Raw genomic sequence first — 23,662 nt, 5'->3', positions numbered from 1 at the left:
GGATTAGAAATGACAAACACGAATGGTTCCCAGATAGTAATTGCAGCGGTTATCTTTGTTATTGGTCTACTCGGACTCGGTCTTATCCTTAAAAGCACAGCCATTGAAGTAAAAAATATGGAACGCACAGTAACAGTGAAGGGGCTTGCTGAAAGAGAAGTGCTAGCTGACACCGCTATTTGGCCACTGCAGTTTAGTGACGCAGACAATAATCTGGAAAAGCTGGTTGAGCGGGTTGAGCACAAGAGTGATGCCGTTATCGCCTTTTTGAAGCTGCATGGTTTTGATGATGATGAAATTAGCCGTGGTGCGCAATCAATCATTGATAAACAAGCACGAGAGTACTCCAGCGAAAATCAACAGTACCGTTATATTGCGCGCGCTAATATTACTGTATATACAACTCAACCGAGTAAGGTGCAAAATGCGTTAGCTCAGGTCGGGCAGCTGGCAAAGCAAGGTATTGCAATTGTACAAGATAGCTACGAAACCCGAATTGAATATTTATTTACAGGGCTCAATGATGTAAAACCCGCAATGGTTCAGCAGGCCACTGAAAAAGCGCGTGAAGTAGCAATTAAATTTGCCAAAGACTCACAATCAAAATTAGGTAAAATTAAAACCGCTCGACAAGGGCAGTTCAGTATCACTGATCGCGATTCAAATACGCCACAGCTTAAAAAAGTGCGTGTAGTAACCAGTATTGAGTATTACTTATCGGACTAAGTAACCAAACTTCAAGTTAAGTAGTTTTCTATTTGCTCCGTTTTACAACCTAAATACGCACTCGCAAGCAAGATGGTATATTCATTGATGGTTTTGTCAGCCAATGTACTCTGTAATGTGAGTAAAGCTTTTAAAAATGCGGCGGTATTGATCGTTTTATTTTGTTTTAGCTCAGCCTCCATTAAAGCTAACAGTGCTGAAAATTCATGTTTTGGCAGACTTTGCTGATATTGATTACAGGTTATATAGCTTGCAACGGGTGTGAGGCCCTGATTATTCTGTTGAGTTAATGCTAACAATAGGTTTTCGTTACTTTCAAATAGCATTAAAGAACGAACGTAGTTAAATGGCAGTTTAGCTATATTACAGTGGCTAAATAACGTATGAATTACATTATTGTTTGCTTCATCAAGTAAGGCAAAGCCATTATTGAATTTAAGCCCTGGAGTAAAAAAGCTCAATATATCAGTATCGTTAAACTGCTTTATTAACAGCTGTGGTAGCGGTTGATGTGTTAAAATACGAGTGGCAACGTTTTGCAGGTAACTATATTTTACATCCATACGCTGCGCGCTTTGATACAGATGGAGTAACTGCAAAGTTTGCTGTTGTGATGTTAATTTGGCAAAGTCATCGACAACAGATTGCAGCTGGTGTTGCTGTAATTGCTGTGAGAGTCGAGTTATGCAAGCATCCATTATTGTTCCTCCATTATCTATTTGTTCTATCCTAACGGAAATTACTTATAGGTCAATTCTTTGCATTAGGCCAATTGATTGTAAAAAGGCCGCAAATGCGGCCTTTTTAGGTTTTAAAGTAAACGAGTCTTTAAACTGATTTACTTGCTACCCATTGATCAACAAAGCTTTCAAGTACGTTAAGTGGCACTGCGCCATTTTTTAGTACTACGTCGTGGAATTCACGAATATCAAACTTATCACCAAGTTTAACTTTTGCCGCTTCCCGTAGTTCTAAAATCTTTAACATACCCACTTTATAGGCTGTTGCTTGTGAAGGCATGACAATGTGACGCTCAACCATTTTAACACCGTCAGAGGTGGCGTTTGGTGTGTTATTTACGTAGTAGTCAATACCTTGTTGGCGAGTCCATTTCATTTCGTGGATACCGGTATCTACAACTAAACGACATGCACGCCATAGTTCCATCGCGAGACGACCGAAGTCAGAGTAAGGGTCTTCGTAAAGGCCCATTTCTTTTGGTACAAGCTCTGAATATAAACCCCAGCCTTCGATATACGCTGTGTAGCCACCGAATTTACGAAACTTAGGCACGCCTTCAAGCTCTTGCGAAATAGCAATTTGCATATGGTGACCCGGAATACCTTCATGGTACGCCAAAGCTTCCATTTGATACGTTGGCATTGCTTCCATGTCGTAAAGGTTAGCGTAGTAAATACCTGGGCGAGAACCATCTGGTGCAGGTTGTTGATAGAATGCTTTACCCGCCGCTTTTTCACGGAATGCCTCAACAGCTTTTACTTTAAGGCCAGCTTTTGGCTTAACGATGAATAACTCGTCTAAACGGGTCTTCATGTTATCAATAAGTGCAGTTGCTTCATCTAGGTAGCGTTGTTTACCCTCAGCAGTATTTGGGTAATAAAATTGTTTGTCAGTTTTCATAAACTGCATAAAGGCGTTTAAGTCGCCTTCAAAGCCAACTTTATTTTTGATTTCACGCATTTCATCATGAATGCGTGATACTTCCGCTAAACCTATGGTGTGAATTTCTTTCGCCGTTAGGTCTGTGGTTGTAGTACGGGCTAACGCATTGTTGTAAAACGCTTCGCCATCAGGGAATTTCCATGCGCCATCACGATCATCGGCACGCTTTTCAAGCTGCGCCAGGTAATTGATAAGCTTAGAGTAAGAAGGTTTTATAGCCGCTTTTAATGCTTGTTCAGCATCGCTAATTAAGGCGTCTTTTTCTGCTTGTTCTATTTCTAATGCTGTTACTTTACGTTTAAAGTCAGCGAGTAATGTTGAGTCTTCGCCTTTTTCAAATGGTGCACCAATAATAATATTTTTACTTGAATCAATGACATGAGGGAATACAAATTTAGGCGCAATAATGCCTTTGTCAGCACGAACCTCTAAATCTTTGATAAGTTGGTCAATAACTGTAGTCACGCCGTTCAAACGCGAGATATATGCTTTTGCGTCAGCAACATCGGTGATCTGGTGTTGGTTGATTAAAAATGCTGGGATCATTGAATGAACACCAAACATTTGGTTTACCGGGTAGTTATGGTAACGCCATTTAAAATCAGCAATCGTGTTTTCAAGATCTTGCTTTTTAAGGTCATAACTCACTTTAGTATTTTCATCAAGTAAGTCACGATTAATCGCATTTAATGCAACTAAGTCGTCCTTAGCTTGTTGTAAATCTTCAAGTGCGCGCTCTTCGCTGCCATCATCCCACTTGTCGTAATCTTTTTTGATACCCATGTATGTTTGATAAACAGGACTGCTCATTACATCACGGTTAAAAGTATCTTCAAAAAAGGCATTGGCTTTGTCGATTTCACTCTGTACAGGTTGTGCTTGTACACTCGGTGTGTTTTGTTGCTCAGGCGTTTGCTGGCAGCCACCTAGCAGTGCAATACTCACTGCGGCAGCGATAAAGGTAAGTTTACGCATGTTTTCCCTTTTGTTGTTAGAAACCAATAAAGGTTATAAATTAATTATTATTAATATGAAGTTGTAACCGCCTAAGCACTTACAACTATACAAACAATTCTAGCAGGTCATTTAAAAAACGGTGACCTTTTTGGCTTACCTGCCAATGGCTATCCATATCGATTAGTAAGCCTGTATTTATCGCTTTGTTCAAGGCCTCAGACTGGCTCTGTAGTGATAAATTTGTAAGTTCGTGTAAATCACTTTTTGGACAGGCTTCAAATAGGCGAAAACGATTCATAAAAAACTCAAAGGGTAAATCGTCTTGCTCAACTGGCCATTGCTTAAATAAATAAGGTTTAGCTAAGTCCATATACCCACGCGGATGTTTCACTTTCATAGTGCGGGTTATTTGACCTGTGTTTGCATCAGTTACTTTACCATGAGCGCCGCAGCCAATGCCTAAATAGTCGCCAAAGCGCCAATAATTTAAGTTATGTTGACATTGAAAGCCGGGTTTTGCATAACCGGATATTTCATATTGTTGGTAACCTGCTTGAGCGAGTAATAGTTGGCCTTGCTCTTGGATATCCCACAACGTGTCATCGGGAGGCAAAGTCGGGGGCTTTGATGCAAATTGCGTATTGGCTTCAATGGTGAGTTGATACCAAGAAATATGGGGCGGATTTAGCGCAATGATTTTTTTCAAATCACTGAGGGCATCATCTACAGATTGCCCTGGAAGACCATGCATTAGGTCGAGGTTAAAGCTGTTTAAACCGGCTTCGTGAGCTTGTTGTGCTGCGTAAGTGGCTTCATCAGCACCATGAATACGGCCGAGGGCTTTTAGCTTGTCATTTTGCATGCTTTGCACGCCAATTGATATTCGATTAATCCCCGCGGCGACATACTCTTTAAAGCGCCCAGTTTCTACCGTACCCGGGTTAGCTTCTAGCGTGATTTCACAGTTATCACTAAGGCCTATCAGTGAATCAACGGCGTTTAATAAGCTGACATAGGCGTCACCAGTTAATAAACTTGGGGTGCCACCGCCGATAAAGATCGAATGAATTTTTCGCCCTTGCACAAGGTGTAAGTCAGTTTTTAAATCATCAATTAAATGTTGTACATATTCTTTTTCTGGAATATCGCCTTTTTGGCCATGACTATTAAAGTCACAATAAGGGCACTTTTGCACACACCAAGGTATGTGCACATATAAGCTTAACGGTGGTAAATTCACAGGCCGCCTTTAAGCTTAAGCTCTGCTAGTAAGGTTTGTAATGCTTGACCTCGGTGGCTAATGGCATTTTTTTGTTCTTTACTAAGCTGTGCACTGGTGCAGCCAAGCTCTGGTACATAAAATATAGGGTCATAACCAAAGCCGCCTTGGCCATCTTGGCTTTGGGTTATTTGCCCTTCCCAACTGGCACTACAAATTAGTGGGGTAGGGTCATTGGCGTGGCGCATTAGTACTAATACACACCAAAAGCGTGCGTTACGAGTTGGGTTATCGCCCAGCTCAGCGAGTAATTTGTCTATATTGGCTTGGTCGTTGGCATTTTCCCCTGCAAAGCGGGCGGAATATACACCGGGTGCACCATTTAGCCCGTCGACTTCTAATCCCGAGTCGTCAGCAATAGCAGGGAATCCTGTTAGCTTGGCAGCATGGCGAGCTTTGATGATGGCGTTTTCAACGAATGTAGTGCCGGTTTCTGGCACGTCAGGGACGTTAAAGTCGCTTTGTGGTAACACTTCTATCTCGAGAGAGCTTAGCATCTGTGCTAATTCTGTTACCTTCCCTTGGTTACCAGTGGCTAAAACTAAGGTTTTTTTCATGATTTAATCTACGTAAAATTTTTGTTGAAACTGCAATTTTTGAAATTGATTGTTTTGTTTGATTTCGATATCAAACCGTAAAATTTCTTCGTTGGTAAATTTTACTTGAGCGAGGTAGTAAATAGAATCGCCTTCAACCACTTCTTTAAATTCTAAAACTTGTTTATTACCTAATAAGTTTTTTGCAGTTCCTGAAAGTGATGCTGTTTGCGCTGTATTATCGGCATCATTTTTTAAAATCGAAATATTAACTATGCCTTTATAGTTACTGCGCTCAAGGCCGTAAGCTTGCGCTATTTTTGGCTGAACAAAGGTGGAAGGAAAGGCGATATAGTGAACTTGCCAAGGGCCAAGTTCTTTATATTGCGCGCCTTGAATTTGTTCACTGTGGGCAGTAAAGGTGATACCTGCCAGTGCGAAAAATAATATACTTGCTAGCTTTTTCATAAATGACTCTTAAAGAAAGAGGCCTATTTAGGCCTCTGGTAGTGAGATGGTTTAACCGATAAAATCCATAAATAGAATTTGTGCAAACTGTAATGCGATTATCAATACTAAAATTGATAAATCAAAGCCACCTAAAGGCGGTAAAACTTTTCGGATAGGTTTAAGCATTGGCTCAGTGAGCTGGTGGAAAACGGCTTCAATAGGATTGTAACCTTGGCTTACCCAGCTTAACAAAGCGCGGATTATTAATACCCAAAATAATAAGTTTAAACCCTCTTTGATAACAGTAATCAAGGCTGATACAAATACGGTTTGCGCATCCCAACCACCATAAAACATGAGCAATAGGGTAGAAATTTTTGCTACTGCAACAATGAATGCCAATAACAGTGAGGCTAAGTCTAACCCACCAAAACCGGGAATAATTTTACGTAGTGGGTTTACAGCAAATGAGGTTGCTTTAACCACAAACTGGCTTAATGGGTTGTAAAAATCGGCTTTGGCTGCTTGCAGCCAAAAGCGCAGTAATACCACCATTAAAAATAGATCAAATACAATCCCGACTAAAAATTGCATGGCATTCATAATTTACCTCGAAAAATAAGCATTATCGCTTAGTTAAAGTTCTTGTTCCATTTGTTCGGCACGGGCAATACATGCATCCATTGCATCAGCAACAGTAGCTGTTAAACCTTGTGCTTTTAAATGTTCGACCGCAGCATGAGTTGTACCACCCTTAGATGTTACATTGGCACGTAATTGAGAAATACTTATATCAGGCTGTGAGAGTGCCATTTCTGCAGCGCCTAATGCGGTTTGTTGGACTAAGCGGCGGGCATCTTCATCATTAAAACCTAGGGCTTTGGCTTTCTCTTCGATGGCTTCCATAAATAAGAAGAAATAAGCGGGTGATGAACCCGTAACAGCAATCACGTCATTGATTTGAGACTCTTGCTCAACCCATACCGCAATACCAGTTGATTCAAATACTTGTTGTACAAAGGTATGTTCATCAGCGGTCTCACCGTCGCCAAATAAACCCGATACACCACGACCAAGCAATGATGGGGTGTTCGGCATACAACGGACCATTTTTACGTTTTGGCCGAGCATTTCACGAAGGCGGCTAACGGTTAGGCCTGCAGCCACAGAAATAAATAGCTTATCACTAAAATCGATGCCTGAATCTTGGAATGATTGACATAAATCACCCATCATTTGCGGTTTAACAGATAACACAATCACATCGGCATCACGCAGTGCTGCGTTATTGTTTGAGGTGGTATTGACCCCGAAATCCGCTGCTACCTTAGCAAGTTTTTCTTGATTGCGGTTAGTGGCAATAATATTTGATGCCTTAAACCCATTTTTTACCATGCCACCAATGATGGCGTAGCTCATATTACCTGTGCCTATGAATGCAATTGTTTTATCTGACATATCTTAGTTATCACCTTAGCTTCGTTGGCCAAAAATATCCGTGCCGATGCGTACCATGGTGGAGCCTGCAGCAATGGCTGCTTCTACATCACCACTCATCCCCATCGACAGGGTGTCTATTTGAGGATATTGGGACTTAAGTCTATCAAAGCAAGCGCGTAATTGCTCAAAATATTGCATTTGTTGCTGCGTATCGTCGGTTTTTTCTGGAATAGTCATCAGCCCACGCAAAACCAAGTTAGGGCAATCATCGACAAACTTCGCTAAGGCAGGGAGTGCATCCGGGTGGCAGCCTGACTTAGCTTCTTCTAGACTAATATTAACTTGAATTAATACATTCAGTGGTGCTCTAGCGTCCGGCCTTTGGTCATTTAAACGTTTGGCTATTTTTTCTCGGTCGATACTTTGCACCCAGTCAAAATGCGTGGCAACTAAAGCGGTTTTATTTGATTGAATTGGGCCAATAAAATGCCAAACAATATCGCTATAATCTGCCAGTTGGGTTACTTTATCTACAGCTTCTTGAACATAAGATTCACCAAACTCTCGGTGGCCTTGCTGATAAGCCGCTAAAATAAAGTCAGCAGGTTTCGTTTTAGAGACTGCGAGTAAGCAAACATCTTGCTCGTTGCGGTTATTTTTTTTTGCCGCTAATGCAATTCTAGCGTAGGCGGATTTAAGTCGTTCTGCTATTGTAACCATATAATTATCAGTTAGTTGTGGAGTCATAAATGGATATTACCGAATTATTAGCCTTTAGTGTGCAGCATAAAGCATCCGATTTACACTTATCATCAGGGGTTGCTCCGATGATTCGAGTTGATGGCGATGTGCGTCGAATTAATATTCCAGCACTGGAAGACAAAGATGTAAACAGCTTAGTCTACGATATTATGAACGATAATCAACGCAAGGACTACGAGCAAAACCTAGAAGTGGATTTTTCCTTTGAAGTTCCTAATCTTGCTCGTTTTCGTGTGAATGCATTTAACTCTAACCGTGGTCCTGCAGCGGTGTTTCGTACTATCCCAAGTGAAGTGCTGACGCTGGATGATTTAGGGGCACCTGATATTTTCAAAACGATTTCTGATAATCCGCGCGGCTTAGTGTTAGTGACTGGGCCGACAGGCTCGGGTAAATCAACAACTTTGGCGGCGATGGTCGATTATATTAACCAAAATAAACATCATCATATTTTAACCATCGAAGATCCTATTGAATTTGTTCATGACAATAAACTGTCACTCATTAACCAGCGTGAAGTTCATCGCGATACCCACAGTTTCTCCAACGCATTACGTAGTGCATTACGTGAAGACCCCGATGTCATTTTGGTCGGTGAGCTTCGTGATTTGGAGACCATTCGTCTTGCCATGACTGCCGCTGAAACAGGCCACTTAGTTTTTGGTACACTGCATACTACCTCAGCCCCTAAAACTATTGACCGTATTATTGATGTGTTCCCCGGTGAAGAAAAAGACATGGTACGCTCAATGCTCTCTGAATCACTGCGTGCAGTTATTTCGCAAACATTGTTGAAAAAAGTTGGCGGTGGGCGAGTTGCAGCCCACGAAATTATGATTGGTGTCCCGGCTATTCGTAATCTAATTCGTGAAGATAAAATTGCGCAAATGTATTCATCTATTCAAACGGGTTCATCTCATGGCATGCAAACGATGGATCAATGTTTGATTAATTTAGTGAATCACGGTGTGGTTTCTAACGTAGAAGCGCGTGCTAAAGCGCAAGATAAAACTAATTTTGGCGGCTAGGCCAAAGGATAAGGAATATGATGACTCATTCTCTTAACTATTTTTTACAACTGATGATAGACAAGCAAGGCTCTGATTTGTTTGTTTCGAGTCAGTTACCGGTCAGCGCGAAAATTAATGGTGAATTAATCGCATTGGGAGACGACAAAGTTTCTGATGAGGAATCATTAGCGTTAGTTGAATCAGCAATGAGTGAAAAGCAAAAAGCTGAATTTCATGATTCTAAAGAGTGTAACTTTGCCATTGCGACGGATGAAGGGCGCTTCAGGGTCTCAGCATTTTGGCAACGAGATTGTGCAGGTATGGTTATTCGTCGCATTGTGACTACCATACCTGATGTAAATGAGCTGGGGTTACCTTCAACGCTAACCGACGTCATTATGGCAAAGCGTGGCTTGGTGTTGTTTGTGGGGGGAACGGGTACCGGTAAGTCTACATCATTGGCTGCACTTTTGGGTTATCGCAATCGTAATCAGCGAGGCCATATTTTAACGATTGAAGATCCGATTGAATTTGTTCATGAGCACCGTAAAAGTATTATAACTCAGCGTGAAGTCGGGCTTGATACCGAAAGCTTTGAGTCAGCTTTGAAAAGCTCTTTACGTCAAGCTCCTGATGTTATCTTGATCGGTGAAATACGTTCGCAAGAAACCATGGAATACGCGCTTAGTTTTGCTGAAACAGGGCATTTGTGTGTTGCTACTTTGCACGCGAACAACGCTAACCAAGCAATCGACCGTATCATGCATTTAGTACCAAAAGAAAAGCACGACAAGCTTAAATATGACCTATCATTAAATCTGCGGGCAATTATCGCGCAACAATTAGTACCAACAGCGGATGGAAATAGCCGGGTCGCTGCGATTGAAATATTACTGAACTCCCCCATCGTTGGTGAACTTATTAAAAAAGGTGATATTGGCGGTATTAAAGAGGCGATGGCAAAATCTAAAGATATGGGCATGCAAACCTTTGATCAGGCATTATTTGAGCTCTATAAACAGCAACGTATCAATTACGCCGATGCTCTGCATCATGCTGATTCACCTAACGATTTACGTTTGATGATTAAGTTAAGAAACAATGAACAGCAAGGTGCAGGCTTCTTACAGGGTGTAACGATAGATGGTTTAGATCAAAAAGGTTCATAAAATGCAACATAGCTTAAAATGGTGTTTAACATTGCTACTTACTCATTGTTTAATGACCCCGTTTTTTGCTATTAGCCAAGGCGATGCGATCACCATTTATTTACGCGATGATGTATATCATGATTATTCGCGCTTTTTAGCGGGTAAAACCCCCGATCAAATAAACGATTTTAGCGGTAAGTTTATTCGTCGTGATGTGGTTGATATGATCATCGCGCAACAAGCTATGCACTTAGGTGGGTTTAACAAGCGCTTTGATTACCAAGTTGGCAAGGTAAACTTTAGAAATACCAAGTTATTAGAGCAAGGTGAATTACTGATCAGCTTTGATACGTATTGGTATCAAGATGCAAAATTGCTATCAGAAGAAGTATTGATCAGTGATCCGGTGATCCGTAAAGGTGAATACTTTGCTGGTATTTATGCCGCTGAAGAAAATCACGCTGTTTTTAAATTACAGCATTTATCTGATTTTAATGAACTTACCAGTGTTTCAACGCCACGCTGGCGTACCGATTGGCGTACGCTCGCACAATTACCGTTAAAAAAACTTATTCGTGAAGATGAATGGTTAAGTCAAGTTAGAATGGTTTCTATGCAGTGGGTTGATTTTATGCTGATGCCCTTAATGCCAGCGATTAATAATCATTATGAGCTTGAAAATATCACCTTAAAAGCAATTCCTAAGGTTTTAATGTTATTAGATGATAGTCGCCACTTTGTGGTATCAAAACTTCACCCAGAAGGCTACAGGGCGTTTGCTGCGCTACAAAAAGGCTTGAAAATAATGCGCGAACAAGGGGCAATTGAAAGAGCGTATCGGCAAGCTGGGTTTATTCCTGAGCTAACCGATCAGCTGATTATTAACTTACCTCTTACCCGTAAGCTTGTTCAAAATAGCTCTCTAAAATAATCACCGCAGACATATTATCAACATTACCTTTGCCTAAGCTTTTGTAACCGCCGTGTGCAAATAACCTGGCTTTAGCATCTGCTGTTGTTAAACGTTCGTCTTGGGTCTCTACTGGTAGGCCAAAATTATTATGTAAGCGGTTGGCAAACTTTTTCGCTTTAAATGTGACTTCTTGATTTGTTCCATCCATATTAAGAGGCAGACCGACCACTAAGAGGTCGGGTTGCCACTCATCAACGTGCTTTTTGATAAAGTCCCAGTTTGGAATGCCATCTTTGGCTTTTACAGCGCTGAGACTTGAGGCTGATCCAGTCAGCTCTTGGCCAATTGCAATACCAATGCTGGTGGTACCAAAATCAAAGCCCATCACGGTACGTTCACCTTTGGGCTTAAGTTGTTTTTTGCTCATTGCTTCTTTCTATTTAAAGTGAGTTGCGTTTAGGCATGGCCTGCTTCAGCGCTTAATTGGCTAATATCAAAACCTAACGTTTCAACGGCTTTTTCCCAGCGTTGCTCCACTGGGGTGTTAAATATAATGTCAGGATCCGCTTTAATGATAAGCCATGAATTTTCAAGTAGCTCTTGTTCAAGTTGGCCTTGCTCCCAACCGGCATAACCTAAAGTAATTATAAATTGCTCAGGTGCTTGCGTAGTTGTTAGGCTTGCTAATACATCTTTGGAGGTGGTGATCATAATATCACTGCTTAGTTCTTGGCTGGCAGCGTAACCAGGTTTAGGTGAGTGTAAAACAAACCCGCGGTCTGTTTTTACCGGCCCACCAGCAAAAACGGCGACTTGTGATGCTTGATTCGTTTTATCGTTATCGATTTCAATTTTATCAAGTAAGTCACCCACAGTGATATTGATAGGCTGGTTAATTACCAGCCCCATAGCCCCGTCTTCATTGTGCTCACAAATATACGTTACAGCACGCTTAAAAAAAGGGTCTTGCATTGATGGCATTGCGATTAAAAAGTGATTTTCTAATGATTGCATAACGTTACCCCTTTATTATGTTGAAAATTAAGTATGGCTCAGTTTTCTCTCTATCGCATCAAATAAGATACCTGTGATTGAAATATCGTAGGCAGCTTCAATCTCTTTGACGCAAGTTGGTGCCGTGACGTTTATTTCTGTTAGTTTATCGCCAATTATGTCTAGCCCAACAAAAATCAAGCCTTTTGCTTTTAATGTTGGTGCAACTGCTTGGGCTATTTTTAGATCCGAATCACTGATCGGGCGAGCTTCACCACGACCGCCAGCGGCTAGGTTGCCCCGGGTTTCACCATTTTGTGGAATACGCGCTAAACAATATGGAATAACCTCGCCATCAACCACTAATACGCGCTTATCGCCCTGTTTGATCTCTGGGATATAGTTTTGCGCCATGGCAAAACGGCTGCCATGTTCAGTAAGCGTTTCACAAATAACACCTATGTTGGCATCGTTTTGCGTTACCCTAAAAATAGATGCGCCACCCATACCATCTAATGGTTTGAGAATAATATCTTGGTGCTGGGCAAGAAACGCTTTTATTTGGTTTTTATCTCGGGTCACCAAGGTATCTGGTGTATGTTCACTAAACCACGCAGTAAAGAGCTTTTCGTTAGCATCACGCAAGCTTTGTGGTTTATTGACGATTAATGTGCCTTCCAGCTCGGCACGTTCTAAAATATAAGTGGCGTAGATATATTCAGTGTCAAACGGAGGATCTTTACGCATTAAAATGACGTCTAAATCAGCAAGTGCAATGGTGGTTTTTTGTTCAAGTTCGTACCAGTGGCTTTCATCATCAAAAACGCGTGCTTTAGCAGCAGTTGCAAAGGCTTTGCCTTTACGTAGCGATAAATCATCCATTTCCATGTAATAAATTTCATAGCCACGACTTTGAGCTTGCATCATCATTGCAAAGCCTGTGTCTTTTTTGATGTTAAATCCGCTGATAGGATCTGAAATTATACCTAACTTAATTGCCATGTCGTTGCCTTACTTAATATGTTGCAATAGATATGAGGGTGCTTTTAGTAATTTCAATTAGCTAAATCACCAAATTGCAGTTGTAATGCACTTAAGACCGTTAAAGCTGCGGTTTCAGTTCGCAGTACACGTGGCCCGATGCGAATATCAGTAAAATTTTGTTGTTTAGTTTGTGCAATCTCTTCGTCGGTAAAACCCCCTTCAGGTCCAACTAAAAAGCGTACACCACTGTGTGGTACGGTAATCGTTTTAATTGAGTGCTCAGCACGAGGGTGTAGGGTGAGCTTAATTTCATCACTGTGTTGCTCTAGCCACTCTTTTATATCAATAGGAGGGTGGATGGTGGTAATACGATTACGGCCTGATTGTTCTGCTGCAGAAATGGCTATTTTTTGCCATTGCTGGTGTTTCTTTGCTAAACGCTCAGCACTGAGCTTTACACCACAACGTTTACTGAAAATAGGGGTGATTTCGGTGATCCCTAACTCGACAGACTTTTGAATGGTAAAGTCCATTTTATCGCCGCGCGATATACCTTGCCCTAAATGAATACTTAGAGGAGATTCAACATCTATGTTGTTAAACTCAAGGGGCATAGCGACAACGGATTTTTTACCAACTTCAATAAGCTCACATAAGTATTCGCCACCTTGGCCATTAAATAATGAAATTTGCTCACCGACCTTCATACGTAAAACCCGGCCAATGTGCCCGGCAGCGTCATCGTCTAAGCTGACAGGGGTGGAAAGTACGATATCACTTGCTTGATAAATATGAGGAATGCGCATGGTGGCCTTAATATAGATAGCTAATAGCGCTATCTTAAGTAAGGCGCTGCTTGGGTGCAAATATTATTAGCAGAACTGAGCTTTAACTATTTAGTTTTTCGTTTAATGCTTCTAGGTTTTGTGGTGTTTCAGCGATATCGGTTTGGCATGATAGGTGGTTATTTTGTGCTTGTTCAGTAACCGGCTCAAAGTGATAGCCGCCATCAACTTCACTTACTAAAAAGCGCACACTGTGCAGGGAATTAAAAATAAAGCGTTGTTTGTCATCTGCTAATAGATAATCAGTCTGGTTAAATAATACACCGGCAATATCGTGATGTTCGTGTAAATAACTCGCTAACTCAGAGACACTAATTTCGTTATTAAAGTCACAATAACAATAATCTTTTATCAGTTCATCGAACATCAATTTGACAAGCTGGCGCGTATTAATGCCAGCAATAACTAAAGTGCTGGGGTTTTCGGTATCAGCTTGACCGAAGTAGTGTTCAGTGAATTGTCGGCTGAACTCACTGTCATTATCGATCAATAGATAGTTGTTTACTTTAAACGGCATGCGGCCCCACGTTTTTGGTATTTTCAATATCTAAATTGAAAACATACTAATAAGTAAATAGCCTATAACACAAAAAACAGCAAATTCGATACAGGCAATACCAATGTTATCTTGATGGTCAATTTCAAGTGCTGTATCTATATTGGGTAGTGAAATGTACTTGATAATGGTCGTTAATATATACAGTAATAACCACATCGTGCCGCAATGTAAAGCTAATGTGAATAAATTTTCGACCATTTTACCATTATGAAAAATAGCACTGGCCAGCCCTGCATAAATAGCTAACGCTAAACCTATTGATTTACCTGCGTAGCGAATCCCTATAGAGGTATTTTCTAAGTTAAAATTACTCTGTAGTGAAGCTCCTTGATTGGCTCTAGCAAAGCGGTATTCACGCAATTTACTGTCTAAAGCAAAGATACCTTGTAATAAAAAGAAACTAACAAACGCAATGAGCAAGCTGCTGAATCCTTGGGTATGGGACCAGTTATATAGACCTAAACTAATGATACAGTTTGCAATCAACATGCCCGAATCGACCAAGGCTGCACAGACATTTTGCTTTAAGATGGCGGCCTCTTCATTAAACCTATGTAAAATCCATTTACGGTGGATTAAATGGCCTACCTTAATAAAGCTAAACAATAAGACAATTAAAGTGATGACTTTTAATGGATTAGATTGAGCTGCACTAATGCTTATTTCATCAAATAAAAAAGCAATGGTTGCCACCACCACACTTATCTCAGATGCAAAGCTGATCCCCATGGCAAAATTGTCATGTTGGGCTAGCTCTTCTTTCAAAGCTTGTTTAGCCTTGAAATGATTTAGTCCTCGTAAGCCTATTACAGTTAAGCAAATAACCGCAAAACAGATGGCAATCGCGACTAAACTAGTGTTAGATAAAGACAAATATGACATGTTGAACCTAGATAATAATTAATAATTTTATTCTAGTATGATTACTGCTGATATAAAAGAGAGTATTTAATGAGCCAGCTCCAACAACTCCCCTCCCAAATACATGCCCTTGGTATGGAACGCTTTAATGAATTATTTCCTGAGCGCTCTGTTAATGAGCAAATTATAAAATTACTTGGCTTGAGTGAATTTGCATGGCGTTGTTTGGAGTCGCAACCTGAGCTCATTGAAGTATTAATATCAGAGTCTGAAATGTTACAACGTGATTGCCCTTGTCCGTTTGTTGGTTACGACCTTGCTAATGTCGATGAGGCAGAGGGCTATCAAATACTGCGCCAATACAGAGAACGCTATTGGCTTAAGGTCGCTTTTTTAGACTTATGTTGTAACAACGAAATAGCGGATAGCATCAACTATATTTCTCTGTTGGCAGACAAACTTATTGACGCTGCAAACCGCTGGGCGTTTGCACAGGTGGCTAAAGTGAATGGGGAGCCAATTGATGAGCATGGCAATGTAATGCAGATGCTAGTATTGGGTATGGGCAAGCTTGGTGGCAAAGAACTTAATTATTCTTCTGATATCGATTTAATATTTGCCTATCCGCAAAGTGTAAAAACCCAAGGTGGCAGACGCTCACTCGAAGCACAAGTATTTTATACTAAAGTTGCGCAAAAATTGATTGCTTCACTGAACCAAAACACCGCAGATGGGCAAGTGTTTAGGGTGGATATGCGGCTTCGACCTTTTGGTGAAAGTGGCCCTTTAGTGATGAGCTTTACCGCAATAGAAGATTATTACCAAGAGCAAGGTCGAGAGTGGGAGCGTTATGCTATGCTCAAAGGCCGCTTAATTGGCGAGCAAACCCAATATAGTGAAGAGTTTTACCAATTGTTAAAACCCTTTGTGTATCGCCGCTATATTGACTTTTCAGTGATAGAATCGCTGCGTAAAATGAAGCAGATGATCGCCCAAGAAGTAAGACGTAAACGCTTAACCAATAATATTAAGCTCGGCGCAGGTGGCATCCGAGAAGTGGAGTTTGTTGTGCAGGCATTACAAATGGTGCGTGGCGGACGTGAAGCTAATTTGCAAACGCAGTCATTGCTTAAAGCTCTTGCACAGCTTAGTGCCACTAATGTAATCGCTTCAGAGGAAGCGCAACTACTACAAAGTAATTATTTGTTTCTGCGTAAAGTAGAGCAGTACCTACAAATTTTTGATGATCAACAAACACAAACATTGCCTGATGACGAGCTAAACCAACAGCGTTTAAATTTTCTGTTAGCGCAAACTGATTTTGCCCAGACCTTAAGTGAAATTAATACGGTAATGGCATCTGTTCACAGCGAGTTTGAGTTAGTGATAGGCTATGAAAATGAGCCCGAGGATCCGTGCGAAAGTGCGTTTGTCAGTGCTTGGGAGCATAATGATGTTAGTTTATTAACTGACCCGAATGATGACTGGCAGCAGCCTTTAAGTGATTTTAAAGCGCACTTGGCGAAAGCTAAAATCGGCTTACGTGGTCGCGATATTCTTGATAAATTGATGCCGTTACTACTCAAACAGCTCTCACAATGTAATGCCTCAGGTGCCGTTTTTACAATGATAAGTCAGGTGCTGAATAAAATTATCTCGCGCACAGCGTACTTAGAGCTGTTGTATGAAAACCCTGGAGCACTAAAACAATTAGTGACCTTGTGTTGTCACAGTAAGTGGATTGGCGAGCATATCTCTCGTTATCCAATTTTACTCGATGAGCTTATTGACCCTGCAGTACTTTATAAGCCAACCTTATTAACTGCCTATAAAGATGAAATAAGGCAGTACTTCTTACGTATAGATAATGAAGATTTAGAGCAGCAAATGGAAGCGCTGCGCCAGTTTAAACAAACTCATCAGTTACGTATCGCTGCCGCAGATGCAACAGGTGTGTTGGATGTAATGAAAGTTAGCGATCACTTAACTGCACTTGCTGAAGCTATTGTCGATCAAGCAGTAAACATCGCTTGGCAGCAGATGGTGTCGCGATTTGGTAGTCCCCCAAATACTGATGACGAAAATAAGGGATTTGGTGTTATTGCCTACGGTAAAACCGGTGGCTTTGAAGTGGGTTATGATTCTGATCTAGATTTAGTGTTTGTTCATAACCATGACGGCACCAGCCAAACCAATGGTGAAAAAAGCATATCTTCTAGACAGTTTTATTTAAAATTAGCACAGCGGCTGATGCATTTATTTAATACCCGCACAGCATCGGGCATTTTATATGAACTTGATACAAGGTTAAGGCCTGAAGGTGCCTCTGGGCTGATGGCCATCAACTTAGAAAGCTTTCATCATTACCAACTAACACAAGCATGGACATGGGAGCATCAGGCACTCGTACGCTCTCGTATGATTTTAGGCCAAGTGGAGTTACAACAGCGCTTTGCTGAAATTAGATTAGAAATTCTATCTATGCAACGTGATTACGCGGTTCTAAAAGAGGATGTTATCAAGATGCGCGAAAAAATGCGTAATCATTTGGCTAAGGGTAACGAGGCGCAATTTGATTTAAAGCAAGATGCTGGCGGTATGGCCGACATTGAATTTATTACGCAGTATCTTGTTCTTAAAAATGCCCATACCTTTTCTCAATTAACTACCTATTCAGACAATGTAAGGATCTTGACTGATGCGGCTAGGTTAGGTTGCATTAATAAACAAGTGAAGCAAGATATGATTGCAGCTTATATAGAATATCGCTCACGCTATCATGTGTTGAGTTTAAATCAGCAAGGACGCTGCGTTAGTCGCGAAGAGCTGGAACAGCATATTCGCTTGGTGATTGCTGCTTGGCAGGATATTTTTGCATTAACAAGTTAACTTTTTAAACGACGGCAGTTTTCGCGTACATATTCAGAGGGCAGTTCGGTTATCACCGCTGCTCTTTGTTTAAAGCAAAAAAAGGTATAGACCTCATTCTCAAAGTCATCATTGATAGCACGGCCGACTTGGTACAAAGTTGAGTTAAAGTTGCTATCAACCCGAAAATGGTCTTTTACTACGTAATCTTTACTTAAATACCAATACAGTACAATGTCTTCATTGTGGGCGTATTCAGACATGGTTTTTTTCAGGGTTGAGCCATTTTTAAAGCGCCGTGGTATAAATTCACCGGTCCAGTTTGGCGATGAGGGTTCAACCACCCGAGCTCGCTCAATTAAAGCAGCATCAATATTTAGTTCAGGTTTTGGTAGTTTTAAAACATATTTATCCCGCTCATTACTTTTGTTTACCTGATTACGCAATGCCGAATAAAAACGTGATAACCCTTGTGCAGCTGCATTTTTTGTTTCTTTCATATCCATAATTGGACCACGGCCAAATAAAAAATAGATGGCGGCGACTATTAATATAACGGCTAGTGATAAGTGCTTAACCCAAAACCACATGACTCATACTCTTGTTTGATGTTTGTTTATAAAATCATATTAAATAACGAAAGTCACCCACTACTTGTAGTAAGACGGTGCATTTTCGTCAGGGCGTGTTTTAAAACGCCTATGTAACCACATGTATTGCTCAGGCGCTATTTTTACTGCTTGTTCCATCCGCTGATTTACACGTGTTACATCTAGTTTATCATTGCCACTAGGAAAATCCTCTAACATAGGGAATACCTCTAGGTGGTATTTACCGTCTTTGTCCCTGTGACTGGCGAAACTGACTACTTCGCAGTTTTTACTGGCTGCAAATAATAAGGTTCCTGTTGTTGTCGCTGCTTGCTCTACCGCAAAGAAAGGCACGAATTCACAACGTTTGCGGCCATAATCTTGATCTGGTAGATAGTAGCAAACTTTTTTATTTTTTAACGCTTGCAATAACCCTTTGATATCGCGTTTAGCAATTAAGTACTCATTAGAGCGTAATCGGCCATTGGTGGTAAAGTACTCCATTAATGGATTATTGTGCGGACGATAAAAACCAATACCTTGGTGTTTTATCCCCATCACCCGACTTGCCATTTCGAGGTGTAAAATATGGGGGGCTAACAGTAGCACTCCTTTCCCCGACTGCTGAATTTGCTCTAAATGTTCTAACCCTTTTATAGAGCCGAATACTTTGTTTACCCGCCATTGCGGCCACCACCAGGCCATGCCCGTTTCCATCATAGCTATGCCGGTATTTTCCATATTCTCCAACACCAGTTGCTGCTGCTCTTGTTTAGGCATGTCAGGAAAGCAGAGTTTAATATTCACTTCGGCAATATGGCGACGCTTTTTCATAAAGCGATGCACTAATCGGCCTAAGTATTTGCCCATGGTTAACTGGAGCTTGTGAGGGAGCCATGAGATCACATACAAAAAAAACACACCAACCCAGGTTAGCCAATAACGAGGGCCTAAAAAAGACAGCTTGAAAGGAGAGGAGTTAACCACAAAAAACATCTCAACAAATAAAAGAAGTAGTTTAACTGTATGTGTTTAAAAACACAAAAAAGCCAGCACGAGGCTGGCTTTTAAAAGGATGATAACAAAGCTTAAATAGCTTTTAAACCTTGATTAATTGCAATCAAATCTTCACTTGTTAAGGTACCAGCAGCTTGTTTTAAGCGTAATGTTGAAACCACATAGCGGTAACGTACATTGGCTAAATTACTTTTGGCGTTATAAAGATTTTGGGTGCTGATCAGCACATCAACGATGGTACGAGTACCAACTTCAAACCCAGCTTCAGTAGCTTTTAATGCACTTTCTGCCGAAACAACCGCTTGCTCTAAAGCTTTAAAAGTCGCAATATCAGATACCACTTGGTTGTAAGAAATGATTACTGAGCGAGTCACGCCACGAAGTGATGATTCTAAATCTTCACTGGCTGCAACATAAAATGCGCGAGCTTGATCAGTCGCTGCGGTAGTTGCGCCACCGGTGTAAATAGGCACACTGAAATCAAGACCAACAGTTGCACTATCGCCACGAGGCTTCATTGTGTTGCTATTATAATCCGTTAATGAATCGCCATAAGTTGCATTTAACGTGAGGGTTGGATAGTGCCCTGATTGCGCTAGATCAATCTGATCTTTAGCAATATCAACTGTGACTTTAGCAACTTGTAAGTTTAAGTTATTTTGCTCTGCAAGCTTCACATAATCGGTTGATTGTTTACTTGGCTTTACTGTAGAAAACGTTTGCGTGTCTAGCGTATCTAGCTTAGCGTGATATTTACCGGTGATTTCACGAAGCTGTTCGCGGGCGGTTTCAACGCCATTTTTAGCCACGATTTCTTGGGCTACAGAGTTATCGTATTGTGCCTGTGCTTCGTGTACATCAGTAATTGCAGTCAGGCCCACGGCATATCGTTGTTTTGTTTGCTCTAATTGACGCTCAATTGCGCGTTTTTCTGATTGCACAAACTCAAGATTATCAATAGCGCTTAACACGTTGAAGTAGCCTTCAGCAACTCGGACAATTAGATCTTGTTGAGCAAAATCATACTGTGCTTTTGCTTGTAAAGCTTGTTTATCAGCAATATCTAAAGAGTTCCACGCACCTAAATCAAAAAGAGTCTGGCTTAAGCTTAGACCACGGCTAAATGTATCCGTGTCACCATCTATTTTTGCATAGCCCAGCGGGTCTGTGCCTTCATAGGTCGTGCTATCAGTTTTATCGTAACCCATTGAAAAGCCAATTTGTGGCAGTAGGGCGCTTAATGCACGGTCACTGTTGTAAGCTTGTGCGTCAGCTTGTGCTTTTGCTTTTAAAACCGTTGGATCATTGGCAGTGGCTATTTCGTATACTTGTAATAAATCTTCAGCATTTGAAGCTGTAGCAGTTAATGCGCATGATAAGCCAATCAGCGCAGCAAGAATGTTCTTTTTCATTAGATGTTCAGTCCTTAGACAGTTTGCGTACTAAAAGCATGGTAACCTGTTTTGTCAAATAACAAAAAAAATTTTGTGTAAAACAGCGCAAACAAGTGTAACAGAATATAATAAACCGCAAACCTTTTGAGTTAAGTAACCAATTAGGAAAATAAATGACTAACAAAGTAATTGCTCAATTTAGTAACGATGATGTTGACGTTGCACCGATTGAAAATTTATACAGTGGCTTTTTTAAAATCAACCTATATCAATTTGAACATGCTTTGTTTGCTGGCGGAAAGTCGCAGACCATCAAACGTGAAATTTTAGAGCGTGGTGATGCGGTTGCGGTATTACCGTATGACCCTATTACTGATCAAGTATTACTCATTGAGCAAATACGTATAGGGGCCATGCGCAGTAAACAGTCTCCTTGGTTGCTAGAATGTATTGCTGGCATGACCGATGGTAGCACTGATTATGAAGCTGTTGTTAGGCGTGAAGCGTTTGAAGAGGCGGGACTTGAATTACAGCAACTTGAGTATATGTTATCGTATTTATCAAGTCCTGGCGGCACCACTGAACGACTGTATCTTTATTTAGCAAAAACAGATTTAAGTAAACATACGAGTGGGATATTTGGTCTTGAAACAGAAGGGGAAGATATTAAAACACACGTCATCGATGTTGCTGATGCTTTAGAGCGCTTAAACAGTGGAGAAATAGATAATGCAGCAACTGTGATTTCATTACAGTGGTTAGCATTGAATCGTGATCGTATAATAAAAAAGTGAAGCCCTAGCATTCATCGACTACCTTTAACCCTTAACCTTATGGCGGTAACTTGACAGCAATAGCAGTGAAACAACGGTATATTCAAAGCCTACCTAAGTACCTTACTTTGTGTGAGCATAATTATGTGCGCGCAATAAAGCTTTTACCGAGCAATAAATCGGTTGATCAAAAACGGCACGTACAACTAGGTAATCATCAATTTGAAATTAACATTGATGGCTGTGCAAAATACACTACGGATATTTCGATCACGCAGTTATCAGGCGTGATTAAAGGAATGACCCCATTGTTTTTAACTGTACGTTTGTATCATGATGCAAACGTCGCTGAAATTGTTCACCATGATTACCACCAAAGAATAAAACCTTCCTATGGTTACCCAAATCCTTTAATGCATCAAAAAGATGAAAAGTATCAGCTGAATGCTTTTTTATATGATTGGTTAGTCGCCTGTGTGGAAAATGGCCGTGCTGTGCTTAATTGGGATGTTAATAATGGCTTGGTTTAAGCAAAGTGTTGAGTTTGATAGTGATACTTTAAAATTGGCCCATGTCACGGATTGCCACTTATTTGCAAAGCGCGATGGTGAATATTTTGGGGTTAACACAGCAGAACATTTTTTAGCCTGCTTATCCGATATTGCGGTAAAAAACCTCGATGCCGTTATTTTTGGTGGTGATTTAACGCAGGATCACAGTACACAATCGTATGCCTTGTTTGCCCAATTGATTGCGGAATCGTCTTTGACCTGTCCGGTGTTTTGGACGCCTGGGAATCACGACGATATAGCGTTACTCACCGAGCTTGGTAATGGGCAAATTTCAAATGCAAAGCGTTTGCACACGGCAAATTTTGAGGTGGTTTTATTAAACTCAAAAGGGGCCACTCCGGCAGGTTGGGTGAGTGAGCAGCATTTAATTGAGATAAGCCAATGCCTAGCAGAAACTCAGCGGCCTACAGTGGCTTTTTGTCATCATAACCCATTACCAATTAATGGCTATTTAGATAAACACATGTTAGAAAATGGCCCGCAGCTGCTCAATACACTTAATAATAGTCATTGTGTTAGTTGGTTGTTTCATGGCCATGTACATAATGCTTACGAACATAACTATCGAAACATCCAAGTTATTGCAACACCAGCAAGTTCAGTTCAATTTACAAAGCATACTCCTGATTGGCAACAACAAAATTTAGGCCCTGCGTATCGATTAATTACTTTATCGCAAAGGGCGGCGACAAATATGCTTGAGTGTGAAACGGAACTAGTATGGCTAAGCGAGTAATTTATATTCATGGTTTTAATAGTAGCGAAAAATCATATAAAGCTGTGCGCTTTGGTGAGTATATGGCAAACTATGACGTTGAATATTTGGTGCCGCGTTTAAATCATGAGCCTTTACATGCAATTATTCAGTTAGAGCAGCTATTAACGCCTGATACTGTGTTAGTTGGTAGCTCGCTAGGTGGCTTTTATGCCACGTATTTATCGCAAAAATATCAGCTTCGTGCAGTGGTGATTAACCCTGCAGTGAAGCCTTTTTTATTATTGAATTCATTTTTAGGCCCTAATTATAACCCTTATCAGGATAGCCACTACGAGCTAAATGAAAGTCATATTAGTGCGTTAAAATCGCTGTTTATAACAGAGTTAACTTGTCCTTCTTTACTGTATTTGTTACAGCAAACAGCAGATGAAGTTCTCGGCTTTGAACAGGCAGTTAAATATTATTCACAGTGCAAACAGCATATTGAGTTTGGTGGCGATCACAGCTTTAAAAACGTAGAAAGCACCTTTGCAAACATTGTGGATTTTCTTAAAATCACGTAAAACTTAGCTAAGCGCATA

Annotated in this window: 26 protein-coding genes; 9 read left to right on the top strand and 17 right to left on the bottom strand. The window is 40.7% G+C overall.

All coding sequences use genetic code 11. The features are described 5' to 3' along the window. The first annotated feature begins 9 nt into the window (after positions 1-9). Positions 10-726 (top strand): SIMPL domain-containing protein, encoded by a 717-nt coding sequence (locus NQT69_RS09080; RefSeq protein WP_256827337.1) that lies wholly within the window; start codon positions 10-12, stop codon positions 724-726. Positions 727-737: 11 nt separating this feature from the next. Here NQT69_RS09080 and NQT69_RS09075 read toward each other — a convergent pair whose 3' ends face one another. The 8 genes from NQT69_RS09075 to NQT69_RS09040 all read right to left on the bottom strand — a co-directional run bounded on the left by NQT69_RS09075 (position 738) and on the right by NQT69_RS09040 (position 7,818). Continuing rightward, positions 738-1,424, bottom strand: a complete 687-nt coding sequence (locus NQT69_RS09075) for a hypothetical protein (RefSeq protein ID WP_256827336.1) — start codon at positions 1,422-1,424, stop codon at positions 738-740. A 130-nt stretch (positions 1,425-1,554) separates the two neighbouring features. Further along, a complete protein-coding gene (locus NQT69_RS09070) occupies positions 1,555-3,384 on the bottom strand; it encodes a DUF885 domain-containing protein (RefSeq protein ID WP_256827335.1) in 1,830 nt (609 codons plus the stop codon). A gap of 85 nt (positions 3,385-3,469) precedes the next feature. Next, a complete protein-coding gene (hemW, locus tag NQT69_RS09065; protein WP_256827334.1) occupies positions 3,470-4,606 on the bottom strand; it encodes a radical SAM family heme chaperone HemW in 1,137 nt (378 codons plus the stop codon). Further along, entirely contained in the window at positions 4,603-5,202 is a 600-nt protein-coding gene (locus tag NQT69_RS09060; RefSeq protein WP_256827333.1) for an XTP/dITP diphosphatase, read from the bottom strand. Before NQT69_RS09060 ends, hemW begins: the two co-directional genes overlap by 4 nt. A gap of 3 nt (positions 5,203-5,205) precedes the next feature. After that, positions 5,206-5,649 carry a DUF4426 domain-containing protein gene (locus NQT69_RS09055; protein WP_256827332.1) on the bottom strand — a complete coding sequence of 148 codons (444 nt, stop codon included), beginning with the start codon at positions 5,647-5,649 and terminating at the stop codon, positions 5,206-5,208. Positions 5,650-5,700: 51 nt separating this feature from the next. Continuing rightward, on the bottom strand, positions 5,701-6,234 hold the full coding sequence (locus tag NQT69_RS09050) for a YggT family protein (RefSeq protein WP_256827331.1): 534 nt from the start codon (positions 6,232-6,234) through the stop codon (positions 5,701-5,703). A 33-nt stretch (positions 6,235-6,267) separates the two neighbouring features. Beyond that, complete coding sequence (proC, locus tag NQT69_RS09045) at positions 6,268-7,089, bottom strand: pyrroline-5-carboxylate reductase (protein ID WP_256827330.1); 822 nt, start codon at positions 7,087-7,089, stop codon at positions 6,268-6,270. A 15-nt stretch (positions 7,090-7,104) separates the two neighbouring features. Next, positions 7,105-7,818 (bottom strand): YggS family pyridoxal phosphate-dependent enzyme, encoded by a 714-nt coding sequence (locus NQT69_RS09040; protein WP_306174004.1) that lies wholly within the window; start codon positions 7,816-7,818, stop codon positions 7,105-7,107. A gap of 2 nt (positions 7,819-7,820) precedes the next feature. On the opposite strand from NQT69_RS09040, the gene NQT69_RS09035 reads away from it, so the two are divergent. Genes NQT69_RS09035 through NQT69_RS09025 form a run of 3 tightly spaced genes read left to right on the top strand, consistent with a single transcriptional unit; the run spans position 7,821 to position 10,925 of the window. Next, positions 7,821-8,861 (top strand): type IV pilus twitching motility protein PilT, encoded by a 1,041-nt coding sequence (locus NQT69_RS09035; RefSeq protein WP_256827329.1) that lies wholly within the window; start codon positions 7,821-7,823, stop codon positions 8,859-8,861. Between the two features lie 20 nt (positions 8,862-8,881). Then, the gene (locus NQT69_RS09030; protein WP_256827440.1) at positions 8,882-10,012 is read left to right on the top strand and encodes a PilT/PilU family type 4a pilus ATPase; all 1,131 of its coding nucleotides are present in this window, start codon (positions 8,882-8,884) and stop codon (positions 10,010-10,012) included. A gap of 1 nt (position 10,013) precedes the next feature. Continuing rightward, positions 10,014-10,925 carry a hypothetical protein gene (locus tag NQT69_RS09025; RefSeq protein WP_256827328.1) on the top strand — a complete coding sequence of 304 codons (912 nt, stop codon included), beginning with the start codon at positions 10,014-10,016 and terminating at the stop codon, positions 10,923-10,925. Here the strand turns inward: NQT69_RS09025 and ruvX are convergent. From ruvX to NQT69_RS08995, 6 genes are all read right to left on the bottom strand, one after another. After that, positions 10,888-11,334, bottom strand: coding sequence for a Holliday junction resolvase RuvX (ruvX, locus tag NQT69_RS09020; protein ID WP_256827327.1), 447 nt, complete (start codon positions 11,332-11,334; stop codon positions 10,888-10,890). The genes NQT69_RS09025 and ruvX overlap by 38 nt on opposite strands. 29 nt (positions 11,335-11,363) lie before the next feature. Beyond that, complete coding sequence (locus NQT69_RS09015; RefSeq protein ID WP_256827326.1) at positions 11,364-11,921, bottom strand: YqgE/AlgH family protein; 558 nt, start codon at positions 11,919-11,921, stop codon at positions 11,364-11,366. A 27-nt stretch (positions 11,922-11,948) separates the two neighbouring features. After that, positions 11,949-12,902, bottom strand: a complete 954-nt coding sequence (gene gshB, locus NQT69_RS09010) for a glutathione synthase (RefSeq protein ID WP_256827325.1) — start codon at positions 12,900-12,902, stop codon at positions 11,949-11,951. A gap of 53 nt (positions 12,903-12,955) precedes the next feature. Next, the gene (gene rsmE, locus NQT69_RS09005) at positions 12,956-13,690 is read right to left on the bottom strand and encodes a 16S rRNA (uracil(1498)-N(3))-methyltransferase (RefSeq protein ID WP_256827324.1); all 735 of its coding nucleotides are present in this window, start codon (positions 13,688-13,690) and stop codon (positions 12,956-12,958) included. A gap of 82 nt (positions 13,691-13,772) precedes the next feature. Then, complete coding sequence (locus NQT69_RS09000) at positions 13,773-14,246, bottom strand: hypothetical protein (protein WP_256827323.1); 474 nt, start codon at positions 14,244-14,246, stop codon at positions 13,773-13,775. Positions 14,247-14,276: 30 nt separating this feature from the next. Then, positions 14,277-15,170 carry a DUF350 domain-containing protein gene (locus NQT69_RS08995; protein WP_256827322.1) on the bottom strand — a complete coding sequence of 298 codons (894 nt, stop codon included), beginning with the start codon at positions 15,168-15,170 and terminating at the stop codon, positions 14,277-14,279. A 69-nt stretch (positions 15,171-15,239) separates the two neighbouring features. Here NQT69_RS08995 and glnE point away from each other — a divergent pair, with 69 nt between their 5' ends. Further along, positions 15,240-18,038 carry a bifunctional [glutamate--ammonia ligase]-adenylyl-L-tyrosine phosphorylase/[glutamate--ammonia-ligase] adenylyltransferase gene (gene glnE / locus NQT69_RS08990; protein WP_256827321.1) on the top strand — a complete coding sequence of 933 codons (2,799 nt, stop codon included), beginning with the start codon at positions 15,240-15,242 and terminating at the stop codon, positions 18,036-18,038. Here glnE and NQT69_RS08985 read toward each other — a convergent pair. The 3 genes from NQT69_RS08985 to tolC all read right to left on the bottom strand — a co-directional run bounded on the left by NQT69_RS08985 (position 18,035) and on the right by tolC (position 21,036). After that, entirely contained in the window at positions 18,035-18,607 is a 573-nt protein-coding gene (locus NQT69_RS08985) for a TcpQ domain-containing protein (protein ID WP_256827320.1), read from the bottom strand. The genes glnE and NQT69_RS08985 overlap by 4 nt on opposite strands. Before the next feature lie 60 nt (positions 18,608-18,667). Beyond that, positions 18,668-19,594 (bottom strand): LpxL/LpxP family Kdo(2)-lipid IV(A) lauroyl/palmitoleoyl acyltransferase, encoded by a 927-nt coding sequence (gene lpxL / locus NQT69_RS08980; protein ID WP_256827319.1) that lies wholly within the window; start codon positions 19,592-19,594, stop codon positions 18,668-18,670. Positions 19,595-19,695: 101 nt separating this feature from the next. After that, on the bottom strand, positions 19,696-21,036 hold the full coding sequence (gene tolC / locus NQT69_RS08975) for an outer membrane channel protein TolC (protein WP_256827318.1): 1,341 nt from the start codon (positions 21,034-21,036) through the stop codon (positions 19,696-19,698). 155 nt (positions 21,037-21,191) lie between these two features. On the opposite strand from tolC, the gene NQT69_RS08970 reads away from it, so the two are divergent. The 4 genes from NQT69_RS08970 to NQT69_RS08955 are packed head-to-tail and all read left to right on the top strand — an operon-like array spanning position 21,192 to position 23,644. After that, positions 21,192-21,812, top strand: a complete 621-nt coding sequence (locus NQT69_RS08970) for an NUDIX domain-containing protein (protein WP_256827317.1) — start codon at positions 21,192-21,194, stop codon at positions 21,810-21,812. A 50-nt stretch (positions 21,813-21,862) separates the two neighbouring features. Beyond that, a complete protein-coding gene (locus NQT69_RS08965) occupies positions 21,863-22,321 on the top strand; it encodes a DUF1249 domain-containing protein (RefSeq protein WP_256827316.1) in 459 nt (152 codons plus the stop codon). Continuing rightward, complete coding sequence (locus NQT69_RS08960; RefSeq protein ID WP_256827315.1) at positions 22,308-23,099, top strand: metallophosphoesterase; 792 nt, start codon at positions 22,308-22,310, stop codon at positions 23,097-23,099. Before NQT69_RS08965 ends, NQT69_RS08960 begins: the two co-directional genes overlap by 14 nt. Then, entirely contained in the window at positions 23,084-23,644 is a 561-nt protein-coding gene (locus NQT69_RS08955) for a YqiA/YcfP family alpha/beta fold hydrolase (RefSeq protein ID WP_256827314.1), read from the top strand. Before NQT69_RS08960 ends, NQT69_RS08955 begins: the two co-directional genes overlap by 16 nt. Positions 23,645-23,662: the final 18 nt, after the last annotated feature.

Origin of the sequence: Pseudoalteromonas shioyasakiensis, from assembly GCF_024518675.1 — a bacterium.
Classification (GTDB): domain Bacteria; phylum Pseudomonadota; class Gammaproteobacteria; order Enterobacterales; family Alteromonadaceae; genus Pseudoalteromonas; species Pseudoalteromonas shioyasakiensis_B.
The sequence above is the reverse complement of the archived record's forward strand: the minus strand, read 5'-3'. Positions and strand labels throughout refer to the sequence as shown.

Coding starts and splice junctions, on each gene's coding strand:
- NQT69_RS08985 (WP_256827320.1), bottom strand. CDS start 18,607: ATGTGGTTTTGGGTTAAGCACTTATCACTAGCCGTTATATTAATAGTC.
- gshB (WP_256827325.1), bottom strand. CDS start 12,902: ATGGCAATTAAGTTAGGTATAATTTCAGATCCTATCAGCGGATTTAAC.
- NQT69_RS08995 (WP_256827322.1), bottom strand. CDS start 15,170: ATGTCATATTTGTCTTTATCTAACACTAGTTTAGTCGCGATTGCCATC.
- NQT69_RS09000 (WP_256827323.1), bottom strand. CDS start 14,246: ATGCCGTTTAAAGTAAACAACTATCTATTGATCGATAATGACAGTGAG.
- NQT69_RS09075 (WP_256827336.1), bottom strand. CDS start 1,424: ATGGATGCTTGCATAACTCGACTCTCACAGCAATTACAGCAACACCAG.
- NQT69_RS08970 (WP_256827317.1), top strand. CDS start 21,192: ATGACTAACAAAGTAATTGCTCAATTTAGTAACGATGATGTTGACGTT.
- NQT69_RS08955 (WP_256827314.1), top strand. CDS start 23,084: ATGGCTAAGCGAGTAATTTATATTCATGGTTTTAATAGTAGCGAAAAA.
- NQT69_RS09070 (WP_256827335.1), bottom strand. CDS start 3,384: ATGCGTAAACTTACCTTTATCGCTGCCGCAGTGAGTATTGCACTGCTA.
- NQT69_RS09025 (WP_256827328.1), top strand. CDS start 10,014: ATGCAACATAGCTTAAAATGGTGTTTAACATTGCTACTTACTCATTGT.
- NQT69_RS09055 (WP_256827332.1), bottom strand. CDS start 5,649: ATGAAAAAGCTAGCAAGTATATTATTTTTCGCACTGGCAGGTATCACC.
- rsmE (WP_256827324.1), bottom strand. CDS start 13,690: ATGCGCATTCCTCATATTTATCAAGCAAGTGATATCGTACTTTCCACC.
- NQT69_RS09060 (WP_256827333.1), bottom strand. CDS start 5,202: ATGAAAAAAACCTTAGTTTTAGCCACTGGTAACCAAGGGAAGGTAACA.
- NQT69_RS09030 (WP_256827440.1), top strand. CDS start 8,882: ATGACTCATTCTCTTAACTATTTTTTACAACTGATGATAGACAAGCAA.
- ruvX (WP_256827327.1), bottom strand. CDS start 11,334: ATGAGCAAAAAACAACTTAAGCCCAAAGGTGAACGTACCGTGATGGGC.
- NQT69_RS09080 (WP_256827337.1), top strand. CDS start 10: ATGACAAACACGAATGGTTCCCAGATAGTAATTGCAGCGGTTATCTTT.
- glnE (WP_256827321.1), top strand. CDS start 15,240: ATGAGCCAGCTCCAACAACTCCCCTCCCAAATACATGCCCTTGGTATG.
- NQT69_RS09050 (WP_256827331.1), bottom strand. CDS start 6,234: ATGAATGCCATGCAATTTTTAGTCGGGATTGTATTTGATCTATTTTTA.
- NQT69_RS09015 (WP_256827326.1), bottom strand. CDS start 11,921: ATGCAATCATTAGAAAATCACTTTTTAATCGCAATGCCATCAATGCAA.
- NQT69_RS08960 (WP_256827315.1), top strand. CDS start 22,308: ATGGCTTGGTTTAAGCAAAGTGTTGAGTTTGATAGTGATACTTTAAAA.
- proC (WP_256827330.1), bottom strand. CDS start 7,089: ATGTCAGATAAAACAATTGCATTCATAGGCACAGGTAATATGAGCTAC.
- NQT69_RS09040 (WP_306174004.1), bottom strand. CDS start 7,818: ATGACTCCACAACTAACTGATAATTATATGGTTACAATAGCAGAACGA.
- tolC (WP_256827318.1), bottom strand. CDS start 21,036: ATGAAAAAGAACATTCTTGCTGCGCTGATTGGCTTATCATGCGCATTA.
- NQT69_RS09035 (WP_256827329.1), top strand. CDS start 7,821: ATGGATATTACCGAATTATTAGCCTTTAGTGTGCAGCATAAAGCATCC.